This is a genomic window from Pseudomonas spartinae (genome assembly GCF_965197125.1).
Lineage (GTDB): Bacteria > Pseudomonadota > Gammaproteobacteria > Pseudomonadales > Pseudomonadaceae > Aquipseudomonas > Aquipseudomonas composti_A.
Window position 1 is genome coordinate 1 of the sequence record NZ_CBDAMB010000023.1, and the last position, 11633, is coordinate 11633.

Annotated in this window: 12 protein-coding genes; 7 read left to right on the plus strand and 5 right to left on the minus strand. The window is 55.3% G+C overall.

Annotation, left to right across the window (positions count from 1 at the left end; translation table 11 throughout):
- Positions 1 to 402 precede the first annotated feature (402 nt).
- The 4 genes from ACN8M7_RS25740 to ACN8M7_RS25755 form a co-directional block, all read right to left on the minus strand.
- Positions 403 to 1110, minus strand: a complete 708-nt coding sequence (locus ACN8M7_RS25740) for an abortive infection family protein (protein ID WP_490262617.1) — start codon at positions 1108 to 1110, stop codon at positions 403 to 405.
- Positions 1111 to 1197: 87 nt separating this feature from the next.
- On the minus strand, positions 1198 to 1809 hold the full coding sequence (locus ACN8M7_RS25745; RefSeq protein WP_075750420.1) for an SLATT domain-containing protein: 612 nt from the start codon (positions 1807 to 1809) through the stop codon (positions 1198 to 1200).
- Positions 1806 to 3110, minus strand: coding sequence for a nucleotide-binding domain-containing protein (locus ACN8M7_RS25750; RefSeq protein WP_075750422.1), 1305 nt, complete (start codon positions 3108 to 3110; stop codon positions 1806 to 1808). The genes ACN8M7_RS25745 and ACN8M7_RS25750 overlap by 4 nt, the downstream gene beginning before the upstream one ends.
- 334 nt (positions 3111 to 3444) lie before the next feature.
- Positions 3445 to 4434 (minus strand): arsenic resistance protein, encoded by a 990-nt coding sequence (locus tag ACN8M7_RS25755; protein WP_075750424.1) that lies wholly within the window; start codon positions 4432 to 4434, stop codon positions 3445 to 3447.
- Between the two features lie 785 nt (positions 4435 to 5219).
- On the opposite strand from ACN8M7_RS25755, the gene ACN8M7_RS25760 reads away from it, so the two are divergent.
- From ACN8M7_RS25760 to ACN8M7_RS25770, 3 genes are read left to right on the plus strand one after another with little or no spacing between them, the layout of a single operon-like run.
- Complete coding sequence (locus tag ACN8M7_RS25760) at positions 5220 to 5417, plus strand: hypothetical protein (RefSeq protein ID WP_041755276.1); 198 nt, start codon at positions 5220 to 5222, stop codon at positions 5415 to 5417.
- Positions 5414 to 5857 (plus strand): disulfide bond formation protein B, encoded by a 444-nt coding sequence (locus ACN8M7_RS25765; protein ID WP_011911809.1) that lies wholly within the window; start codon positions 5414 to 5416, stop codon positions 5855 to 5857. The genes ACN8M7_RS25760 and ACN8M7_RS25765 overlap by 4 nt, the downstream gene beginning before the upstream one ends.
- On the plus strand, positions 5854 to 6498 hold the full coding sequence (locus ACN8M7_RS25770; RefSeq protein ID WP_095461390.1) for a DsbA family protein: 645 nt from the start codon (positions 5854 to 5856) through the stop codon (positions 6496 to 6498). Before ACN8M7_RS25765 ends, ACN8M7_RS25770 begins: the two co-directional genes overlap by 4 nt.
- A gap of 81 nt (positions 6499 to 6579) precedes the next feature.
- Here the strand turns inward: ACN8M7_RS25770 and cadR are convergent, their stop codons facing one another.
- Positions 6580 to 7032, minus strand: a complete 453-nt coding sequence (cadR, locus tag ACN8M7_RS25775; protein WP_011911887.1) for a Cd(II)/Pb(II)-responsive transcriptional regulator — start codon at positions 7030 to 7032, stop codon at positions 6580 to 6582.
- Positions 7033 to 7267: 235 nt separating this feature from the next.
- On the opposite strand from cadR, the gene ACN8M7_RS25780 reads away from it, so the two are divergent.
- From ACN8M7_RS25780 to ACN8M7_RS25795, 4 genes are all read left to right on the plus strand, one after another.
- Positions 7268 to 9550, plus strand: a complete 2283-nt coding sequence (locus ACN8M7_RS25780) for a heavy metal translocating P-type ATPase (RefSeq protein ID WP_011911888.1) — start codon at positions 7268 to 7270, stop codon at positions 9548 to 9550.
- A gap of 16 nt (positions 9551 to 9566) precedes the next feature.
- Complete coding sequence (locus ACN8M7_RS25785) at positions 9567 to 9929, plus strand: DUF3703 domain-containing protein (protein WP_011911889.1); 363 nt, start codon at positions 9567 to 9569, stop codon at positions 9927 to 9929.
- Positions 9930 to 9937: 8 nt separating this feature from the next.
- A complete protein-coding gene (locus ACN8M7_RS25790; protein WP_041755877.1) occupies positions 9938 to 10396 on the plus strand; it encodes a hypothetical protein in 459 nt (152 codons plus the stop codon).
- 225 nt (positions 10397 to 10621) lie between these two features.
- Complete coding sequence (locus ACN8M7_RS25795; protein ID WP_011911891.1) at positions 10622 to 11182, plus strand: hypothetical protein; 561 nt, start codon at positions 10622 to 10624, stop codon at positions 11180 to 11182.
- Positions 11183 to 11633: the final 451 nt, after the last annotated feature.

The window sequence follows — 11633 nt, forward strand, 5'->3', positions numbered from 1 at the left end:
TGGGGTAAGAGCTTCGTTGGCGCATGGGAATCCCGGCGATAAGGGCTATCGCGTCCGCTTAAAAATACGCGGACACCATCGCCCTTAATGCTGGAGTTCGGAAGGTGACTTGGCTGGACGCTTACGCATAGGTTGCGTTTTTAGCCACCAAGGCTCACGAAAGCGCTTCAGGGAGGGAGCTACAATTCGAACATCAGATGTAATACATCTTTACTGCGAAGGGGGCTTCTGGGTACTACACACCACAAGCGGCAGCTTCTACGTTATCGTGACGTTTGAGCGCACATATGGCTGGTATTCGCTGATGCAGTTCAACTCTTCTGGGCAAGCCAAACTACGCTTACCCCTACGTCTACTGCACTAATCCCTCTTCCTGACCAACCTTCGGCCTATGAACAAGGATCACGCACCAGCTTCGAATTCTTCCAGAAGGTACAAAGCCACTGCGCCGGCCAGGTTTACGCACAATCCAGCTTCATATTTTGTCGGAGGTATGGCGTCCGCTGCTGCTCCATGTGCATCACCCTGCTTGTTTCTCATATCACCTATGCCCCAGATGATCGAGCTCAAACCCTCGATAGTTTTTTCAATGGGCTTCCCTTTTACCTCTAACCCAAGAGCATCAATGGCCTTGCTGAAGAGCTCTTTATTACTATCAGTCGGCCTCCCGCCGCGCTGCTCAATGATCCACTTCAGCGTCGATTCAAGCAGGGCTCTTGCAGCAGTAATAGCGCCGCTGGGGTCTGTAATTCGTCGATGGAGAGCTTTGCCCCACTTCTCTCGAATGCTATGACTCGGGATTCTCCCAAATAGCTCAGCCAAAGACTCATCCACTGGCGTTGGCTGACCTGAGAACTGCTGTAAAATTTGCTCGCCCTTGTAGGTGAGCCCTCCTCTCACAAGTATGACGGCATAATACCCATTACCAGAATAGTGCTCCTTTCTGGGTATCATCTGTTCTATGTAGCCTAGACTGTGGGCATGAACTATTGTCTTGGCAAGACTCTGGAAGTTTTTAATATCATCGGATGAGGAACTATCTGGCTCGAAGGACTTCACTCCCGAATGAATCTTGCGGAGCACCTCATGCAGCAATACATCCATAGCCATTTCGCCTACTCCTGCTGTGCCACCAACTAAAATTCACTCACCGGAACGACAAACAGCAGCCAGAGGAATCCGAATCCTGCTCGACGGTCAAACTATCCCGAGGCAAGCCTTAATGGTATCGATGCGCGAAATAAAAGACGCACCGGCAAATATCAGCAATGCCGCCAGAGCCAGCCATGCAGTCAACGGAACCTTATCCCTGACCAACGAAAAATGCTTCTGCTCATTAACCCAATCAATCTGGTATTGCCAAAAGAACTTGTAATGCGCATACCAGTCGCTGAAAAGAATTTGCTTACTAATAGACGCATTATAGTAGCGCGACTCTAAGCCAGAAAGCTCACCCTGGTATGCAGTAAAGTCCGCATCAGCCGGAAGTGACTGCACCTTCCGATAGAGGCCTCTCAGGCCGTTATATATCTGTGTGAGTTCTACGGCAGACTTTTCATATTCGGACTTTTTGGAGTCATATACAGAGATATAGATGCCAATAATCCCAATCACAGCCATAGTTGCGGATATATTTTTCGCAGAAAGCGAGTCATATACCAAGGCAAAAATACCTACGGCTGTTCCCAAGAAGCCAATGAAGCCCGGTATTTTCTCCACGATGTCATAGGTGGCCCAGTGCTTTCGACCACCAAAGCCCACGTTGTAGCCTGTCTCAGCAATGTTCTTGAGTAGTGCGACCTGGCTCATGTGTTCTCACTAATCGGCACTGGAATTGGGCTGCGGGCTACAACCACCCCATCCTTGATGATATAGCACTCGACCATGTGCTCACCTTTGAAGTTCGTGGCCTCTTGGATGGACTCATACCCTGAATCGCTCACAATGTTGCCGCGAATACAGTCGCGCCTTTCAGCCTCATCCCCGGTATTCAGCACTTTCCACTTCATACTGTAGGGTCTAGGAACACCGTTATGGGTAACCCTGAATTTGAGGGTTTTGCGTGCACGTAACGGTAGGCCAAGCTGAATCAGCTCACTGAGCAGACGCTCCCTGAAGCCGTCCTGCTCAACATCGCAATCGACCGACAGAGGGAAGCGAATATCAACAGGATACAGATCCTCGATGAACTGCTCTGTATTCCTGAAGCTGTAGGCAGAACCCAAAGACTCCATGGCGCTGCGCGTGGTTGTACGGGTTGAAGGAAAGCTGCGCCCAAAAATCTTCTTCCAGCGGTCGCCCTCATACTCCTCTCCCTGCGCCTCGATGGCTTTAACGCAGAGTTCATAGGCACGCTTGGCAGGCTTTTGGAATTTCTGTTTGACCTTCACATGCTGACGGCTACCTAGGGCTGCGTACCGGTCTTGCTGGGGAAGGTTCTTGGCGTACTCGAAGAAATCCCTAACCATGCAGTCGTATGAGCCGAAGCTTGCATTGGCATAAGCATCAGTCGACGTGAGGAAATTATGCGCCAGGGTATCGATCAGCAGACCGCCGATACCAATGCCATGCTTGTTCTTCCATGCACGAAGCATTTTGCACAGTCTCCGCAGGTTCCCATTTTGGTCATCATCAACCGTCTTGGTAGCTTCGATTTCATCCTTGGGCTTGGTGATTTTCCAAGCGCCACCCTTATAGGTGTCGGGGTATACGAAGCTGCCGTCGCCCTGCCTGAAGACCGGCTGAACCTCGACGTTGAAATTCTGAAACGTGACACATACCACCAGGCGATCCACGGTGATCTTGGTGGCGGGATAGCGCTTTAGAATTGCATCGCGGGCGTCTGACAACAGCGCTGACTGCCCCCCATCCTTGTTGTAGGTCTCCCACGCGCTGCCGGGCATGATGTAGAGCATGTCCAGGTCTGAAACGCCTTCGATAGCTGTCCAGCGCCCATAAGAGCCAACCTGAAGGTTGTTGCTTGTTGAATCAAAATCTCGGAAATACTTATTCAGTGACCGGGTTATCTCTGTATATCGGTCTTCAATGGTTGCGTGGTTAGTGATGCGCAGATTGCCCAAGAACTCTCTGAAAATCGTTGAAGTCGACATCGTGATCCCTTACACGTGATATTCCCAAGCAGCCTGCCTCAGAGCTTTCCGCATGGTAGCCGAAGGCGATTGCGGGTATCTATCGCTGCGGCAAACACCGCTAAGTCGGCCAGGCTAACCCAGCACTAGATGTAGCTTTGGCATAGCGCAGCGCTCGGTAGATACGGAAGGTCAAACAGGTATAGGGATTGGCGAATTGTGCGCAGCTTCAGATATTCGCTTTTAGCCGCTGGGTGACGCTGGAGGTGTGCTGCTTCTGGCTAACAGCGGACATCCGCAACAAGACGTTGTTCTGCGTCCGCAATCGATGTCACGCGACCAACCCGGAGCGGGTTCAGCCATTGAGCGGTTCGTTAGCCCCGGCACGATCAGGGCAAAGAAACGCTGGCACAGCCCGGACATAGACCAGTTCAGCAACCAGCTCGACAAGGGTCTGGGTGATCACCGCAGCGGCGGCGAGCCCCCGCAGCTCTTCAGGCAGCGCTAATGCAAGGGGCAGCACCACCAGTGAATTGCGCGTCGAGCTGCTGAAGGTCACAGCCCTTGCTGACTTCACAGACAGCTTGAACGCTTTGGAGACCAGTGCACCGATTACAGGAGCCAAGAAAGCAAAGGCGATGTAGACCGGCAGAACGGGAGCAAGCCTGTCGATCTCATTCACTACGGGAGCAATCTGCGAGCCGACCACGGCTATGAGCACCGCCGCCATGGCCGGCACAGGTAACCAGGCCCAGGCATCAGTCCATGTCTTCACCGCTGCGGAGCGCTTTACCAATGCTTCTGTCAGCAGTGCCAGGATCAGCGGGGCCATGATGAGTGCCAGAAAGGCTTCGACAAAGGGGCCTATCGACACGACCACCCCCGAAGTATCACTCAGCATAAGCCCCAGGTAGAGGGGTAAAAGAGCAAGCTGAAGTAACAGCAAAATCGGCGTCGCCGAAAGGATCAGGCGTGAGTCACCCCGGCCAATGTGGGTGAACACAACCACGTAATCGATGCAGGGCGTCAGTAACACCAATAGCACGCCAATCAGGATGGCGGGATGTCCATCCAAGAAGCGGGTCAGCCCCCAAACCAGGAGAGGAATCAAAACAAAATTGGCGACTAGGAGCGCAGCCATGAAGGGCTTGTTGCGCATGCCATCTTTAAGGTTCAGGAACGGAATCTGAAGAAACATCGCATACATCAGAACAGCGATGGTGGGCGTGACCAAGACCGACAATCCCTGGGCGGTGTTCGGAGCCAGCAAGCCGCCAATCGCCGCGACAATCACTGCTACGAAGTAGATCGGTACTTGGTTCTGCTCTAGTGCATCTCTTGTCATGGTTCACTCAAAGTCATGGTTTGCTCTCCGCGTTAGGGAGGACAAGGATGGTTAGCTAGGGATAAGGCAAGCAGCGCTAACGGCCAATGGTCATTCATCAATGGCTGCTTCAGGCCTGTACTTGCAGGTCAAAAAGGGCAAGGTCGACCCAAACTGGGCACCCTGAAAATTCGATCATTGGCCAAAAACGGAAGCACTGATTTTTCCAGCATGCATCCTAGCCCGCCCCACCTAAGCCGCACAGGTATCGCCATGGTGCTTGTGCCTACTCCCCGAGAATGGTCTCATTGCGGAGCAATTCGTACGGCAACCGTATCTTCATACCAATGAGGGTCGGAGCAAATACCTCCCACCACTATACATATCGACATCATCCCGATGCCCAGGCGTAAGGTCACAATCCAAGTAGTGCTTACACTGAGCATGGCATTGCTGCTGGTCATGGGTTGGCATATGTCTTCCCTGTTGGTTGGTGCAGAGCCGCAAGCGGGATTCAAGAGCGAGTCAACGCACAGCAGCTTGCTGACAGAGGCAGCCCCCTCTTGCGTCTTTTGTGCAGGTCACCGGCACTCGCCGATGACTGCCGACCATGTGCACGAGACCCCTTACCTTGGGCCGCTGCTTATCCTGCCAGCCCAGGCAGAAAGCAACATCCTGGCTACCCTGCCGGATCAAGCCGCACCAACTCGCCCGGTCTACTTGATTGAGCGCCCTCCGCGATCCAGCCGCGTGATCTAAACAAAGCCGCACTGCGGCTAAAGACCACTGCAATCCAGGATCAACTTATGCAATCGCTTTCTCCGCGCGAGCCTGGGGCGTTGTTTGCGCACCTGCGCCGCCCGATGCGCTTATTACTGCTCGCTATCGTGCTGATGCTCGTGGGCATGGCAGATGCACTGGCTCAAGACGTCACCACGAACGATATCGCGTCGGCGGTAGTTCCCGTGCCACCCACCTCTGTAGAGGGTAGATATCAACCATGATGGAAACAGAGACAAACACTCGCTTTCCCAGCCCCTGGAGCCTGTTGCTTATGGCCTGGGGTATTGCGTTGGTTTCGACCTTAGCCGCCTTGTTCATCGGCGAGGTCATGGGCAAAACGCCCTGCGTGCTCTGCTGGTTCCAGCGCGCATTCATGTTTCCACTGGTCGTGATTCTGGCCGTTGGTTGCTACACCTCGGATTTCGGCGTCTGGCGTTATGCGTTGCCGGTTACCGTCGTGGGCGGGCTCATCGCGCTCTACCACAGCCTGCTCTACTTCGGGGCCATACCAGAGAGCATCAAGCCCTGTGGGGCAGGCCCGTCCTGCTCCAGCGCTGACATGACGATTTTCGGCAGCGTCCCTCTGCCACTGCTTTCGCTGGTCGCATTCACCCTTATCGCTGTTCTTCTTGTTCTCATCCGTCGGAGGTCTTCCCTATGAGCAGACGTGCAATCGTCCTCGTGATCAGCATTCTTACTGCGCTCGGCTTCGCTGCTGCGGCGTTCTTTTATGATCGATATTCGGCCAGTGAAGAGACTCCGCCAGTTGCTCCAGTCGCTAGCTCATTGGTGCGCTTCCATTCGCCCGTTATCGGCACCGCCAATGCGCCCGTAACCATCGTTGAGTTCTTCGATCCGTCCTGCGAGGCCTGCCGCGCCTTCTTTCCAGTAGTGAAACAGATCCTGGCTGAGAACCCGAACGATGTGCGCCTGGTGCTGCGTTACGTCCTCTTCCATGAAGGCTCTGAAACAGCAGCAAGAATCCTCGAAACTGCACGCAAGCAGGGGGTCTTCGAGCCTGTTCTGGAAGCACTCATGGTGGCGCAACCGCAATGGCACAGTGACCCACAGGTGCTGAAGGCCTGGGAGGCTGCTGAAGCGGCAGGCTTGGATGTGGAGAAGGCCCGTGCAGAGATGATGGCTGCCGATATCACCGAGACGCTGAAAAGGGACTCTCAGGATGCCCAGGCGGCTGGTGTGCGCCAGACACCTACGTTCTTTGTGAATGGCAAGCCGCTATTGAGTTTCGGCGCGCAGCCACTGAATGATCTGGTCAAAGCTGAAGTCGAACAAAGCAAATAAGCGCTAACCGTCTGCATACAGCTGAGCCAGACTCACCACCTGCCATGTAGCGTGCCTCGCATGGCAGGTGGTGGCGCATGTTTAGTGGCGGTGGCTTTTCCCAACATGGGTGTGGCCATCATCCGGAAGCGCACTGACACCGCCAGTGGTATTCAGGCGCTGGAGGATTCCACACTCATCTACGCCGCGCTCAGAGGAACAGCGGTGTCGTAACTCAATCAGCTGTTGTTGCAGGGCCAGCAGACTGGTCACGCGCGCTTGCACATGCTCAATGTGCTCATCCACTAAGCTATTCACACCCTCACAGTTCCCCTCTGGCCGATCCATCAGCGCCAGCAGGCTTCTGATCTCGTCCAGGGTCATGTCTAGCGTTCGGCAGTTGCGAATGAACGTAAGCCGCTCAAGGTGCTCACTGCTGTAAAGGCGGTAATTACCCTCGCTACGGGCCGGAGCCGGCAACAGCCCCTCGCGCTCGTAATAGCGAACCGTTTCAACCTGGCAATCGGCAAGCTTGGCCAGCTCTCCAATCTTCATGAATTACCTCTTCAGCAAACGCTTGACCCTGTAGTGGCTTTAGGGTGTTCACTCTACACAACTGTTCAACGAGGATACCTTCATGGCTGGCTGCTGCGGTGACGAATACAAACCTGAAGCGGTTTCAAAGGATGTCTGCTGTGACGCCAACGAAGCAAGCAAGTGCTCTGCCACAGCGGCGACAGCAGTAAATGCCGTAACCGGCTCCAGGCTCAGCAGCTTCCGCATTGCGCAAATGGACTGCCCTACCGAGCAGACGCTGATTCAGGACAAACTGAGCAAGCTCGCAGGCATAGATAAGCTCGACTTCAACCTGATCAATCGGATTCTTGGGGTATGGCACAGCTTGCCGTCGACCGCGCCTATCGAAGCGGCGATCTCGTCCCTGGGAATGCAGGCAGAACCGCTATCTGCTGAAGGGCAAGCCCGCATCAAAATCGAACAGATGGACTGCCCAACTGAAGAAAAGCTGATCCGCGACAAGCTGACCTCGCTACCCGGTATCAGTGCATTGGAGTTCAACCTGGTTCAACGTGTACTGACGCTCAGCCACACAGCAGAAGCGCTGCCAGCAGCACTGGCAGCGATTCGCGAGCTTGGTTTCACGCCAGTGGTTGAGGGTTCAGCAACAGCACGTGAAGAAGAGCAAGGCACCCCTCACAAGAAAGCCTGGTGGCCCTTGGCGCTCTCGGGGGTGGCCGCCTTATCGGCGGAAGTGATCCACTTTGCCGAGCTTGCGCCAGATTGGGCTGTGGCTGGCGTGGCGCTGCTCGCCATTCTGCTGTGCGGCCTGACGACCTATAAAAAGGGCTGGATCGCGCTGAAGAACCGCAACCTGAATATCAATGCGTTGATGAGTATCGCTGTGACCGGTGCGGTGCTGATTGGGCAATGGCCAGAAGCGGCCATGGTCATGTTCCTCTTTTCTGTCGCCGAGTTGATCGAAGCGAAGTCGCTGGATCGGGCTCGCAATGCCATCCGTGGCCTGATGGATCTGACGCCAGAGCGCGCCACGGTGCAGCAGGTCGATGGCACATGGCTGGAAGTTGACGTTAAAACCATCGCCGTAGGCGCATTGGTCAGGGTTCGACCGGGCGAACGAATCGGTCTCGATGGCGAAGTTACTGCCGGCAACTCCACCATCAACCAAGCGCCCATCACGGGGGAAAGCCTGCCCGTAGAGAAAACCATCGGCGATCCGGTTTTTGCGGGAACCATCAATGAAGCCGGCTCCCTGGAATACCGAGTCCTGGCCGCCGCAGCCAACACCACGCTGGCACGTATCATTCACGCGGTCGAAGAGGCGCAGGGTTCACGCGCGCCGACCCAGCGCTTTGTCGATCAATTCGCCAAGGTATACACCCCTGTCGTATTCCTATTCGCCCTGGCTATCGCCATTGTGCCGCCACTCTTCATGGCCGAGCCCTGGTACGACTGGATCTACCGTGCCCTGGTACTGCTGGTGGTTGCCTGCCCTTGCGCCTTGGTCATCTCGACACCTGTCACCATTGTCAGTGGTTTAGCTGCGGCTGCACGCAAAGGCATCCTGATCAAAGGCGGCGTTTATCTGGAAACTGGCGGCAAGCTTGGCTTCCTGGCCCTCGACAAGACCGGAACCATTACCCATGGCAAACCCGTGCAAACCGATTACATGCCACTGGTTGAACAGGACTCAGAACTCTGTCGCACTCATGCTGCCAGCCTCGCCAGTCGCTCTGATCACCCGGTTTCGCAAGCGATAGCCAAGCACGCCACTGAGAATGGCCTGATGTTCGCTACCGTTGAGGGATTCGAAGCCCTGCCGGGTCGAGGTGTACGGGGCACCATTGAAGGCATGGATTTCCACCTGGGTAACCACCGTCTGGTGGAAGAGCTTGGCCTCTGCTCACCCGAGCTGGAAACGACGCTGGAACGTCTCGAACGCCAAGGCAAAACAGTGGTGGTGTTGTGCAATCCGCAGCGTGCCATTGCCCTGTTCGCCGTTGCCGATACCGTCAAGGACTCCAGCCGCCAGGCAATCGAGGAGCTTCATGCGCTGGGTGTGAAGACCACGATGCTGACTGGCGATAACCCGCACACCGCAGAAGCCATCGCACAGCAGGTGGGCATCGACGAAGCACGCGGCAATCTCCTGCCAGTCGACAAATTGCAGGCCGTTGAAGCATTGCAGGCGCGCGGCTACGTTGTTGGGATGGTGGGCGACGGCATCAACGATGCGCCTGCGCTGGCGAAGTCCGAAATCGGCTTCGCCATGGCCGCCGCCGGCACGGACACGGCCATCGAAACTGCGGATGTGGCCTTGATGGATGACGACCTGCGCAAGATCCCGGCCTTCATCCGCCTATCCCAACAGACCGCCGTCATCCTCAAGCAGAACATCGTGCTGGCGTTAGGGATCAAGGCCCTGTTTCTCGCCATTACCCTAACGGGGCAGGCGACGATGTGGATGGCCGTCTTTGCCGACATGGGCGTCAGCCTGCTGGTGGTGTTCAACGGCCTGCGCCTGCTTAAAAAGTAGGAACGGAGGATTGAAGATGAAAGCAGCATTGCAACTGGCAATTGAACAAGCCTTTCAACAGGCCGAGCACGCCATGCAGGAGAGACGTAATACCGATGCCTTTGAATGGCTGGAGCGCGCACACATCCTGACTCAACGCCAGCCCTTGCTGCACGCTAGGTCACACTGGCTGATGCTCACGCTCGGTTGGCAGATTGGCGATTATCGCGAGGTGGCCGGGCAAATACCGCGCATTTTCGCGGCCTTGTTGTTCTCCAAAATCTGGGTGCCCCTCGGCAATACAGGCCGCTCCAGAGTCAGCGCGTTCAAGCCCATGCCGGTTCCTGAAGAACTCCAGGCCTTGCTTGCGAGCGATGAGCAAAACCCATCCAGTCGGTGATTGTGTCCATGCAAGTCGATCTCGCCACCCAGCTGCCGTGCACACTTGCAGAGGTGATCGCCCAGGTGCGCACACCACGCCTGCTGCGTCAGGTTGCTTCACCCTTATTGAGTTTCAGCCCGCTGGCTCCGGCTGAGTTTCCTGATACCTGGAGCGAGGGCACCTACTGGGTCAAGCTGAAGCTATTCGGCGTACTGCCCATTGGCCGTCAGGCGATTGTGATTACCTACCCGCAGACGGAAAACGCTCAGACCTTCATGCTCAGAGACAACGGCTATAGCCCGCTAATCACCAAGTGGGATCACGTCATTACGGCTCAAGAAGTGAGTGGCGGAACGCTTTACCGAGATCGCGTGACTATCGAGGCCGGCATCCTCACCCCGTTCGTGTGGCTTTTTGCGCGCCTGTTTTACGCCCACCGTCAGCGCCGCTGGGCAGCTTTGGCGGCAAAAGGCTTTAGCCACTGAAGCACGCCATGCCCAGACAGGGCTGCTCACCTAGAGAGCAATACCTCTTGGCCACTGAAAATTCGCTCCCCCAGGCAACCTCCGTGGTCGGGGCAGCTTTAATACAACCTGAAGCAGGTACGGGGTCAACTTTTGACCTGCATCAGGCTACACCCGTCTTCGAGGTCTATATTGGCTACTGGTGACTCACCCCACGACCCACTTTCACCTGCAAGGAACTGAGCAATGAAAGCACCAAAACTCGCCGCGTTCGCTTTGGCGGCTGCGCTTTTTCCGGCCTTAACCTTTGCGCAGCAGGACTCCAGTGCCACCAGCCAGGCTCAACAGCAGCCAATGAGCGTTGAGCAATTTGATCAAGAGATGGCGAAGGCACAAGAAAACCTGAAGAAAATGCAGGAGCAAATGAACCAAATTCAGAAAGCTAGCGACCCTGCACAGCGTCAGAAACTGATGCAAGAGCACCAAACCATGATGCAGCAAGGAATGCACATGATGAACGGAATGCGTGGCGGCGGAATGATGGGGTGCTGCGGAGGGGGCATGCAGGGCGGTCACATGATGGGTGACGGTCAGATGATGGGCGGTGGCCACATGATGGGTAACGGTAAGATGATGGGTGGGGGCCACATGATGGGCTGGGATCAAATGGGCAGCCACTACTCCCAGATGACGCCTGAGCAGATGAAGCAGCATCAATACATGATGGACAGGTACATGGGTATGCAACAGATGATGATGGATCAGATGATGCAGCATCAGCAGCATATGGGCATGCCACAGCGCTAAAGGCTCATCATCCCTGTCACTGATCCGTCCTGTTCTCGCAACTACATCTGACAGTCCGTATGAGGATGGACTGTCGGTGTCAGCGATGTCTGTCCACGCCATGAGTTTTGTTTTTAATCCATGGTCGCGAGTTTTTGCAATCACAGACATCGGTCAGCTAGACCGGGCTGGTAAGCGCCTTGTTGATGCTCTTGCTATCCATATCAGCCGCTTCGAGCATCCATCCGTTCGCATCGACATTGTGATCTGTTGCAGGCCCCAACCCAGCAATGGCATGACTTTCAATCGCGGTTGATCTGACGATCTAGGATCTTGAGTAGGGATCTAGCAGCCTGTTGAAATTCGCTGTGATGACTGCGAGCACTGCGTTGTAGCGGCAGTGCTCGCGGCCACGCGCTCTTGCTCAGGGCGTCGAGCAGGTGAAGTAGCCCGATTTCACAGGTGCCGGGCG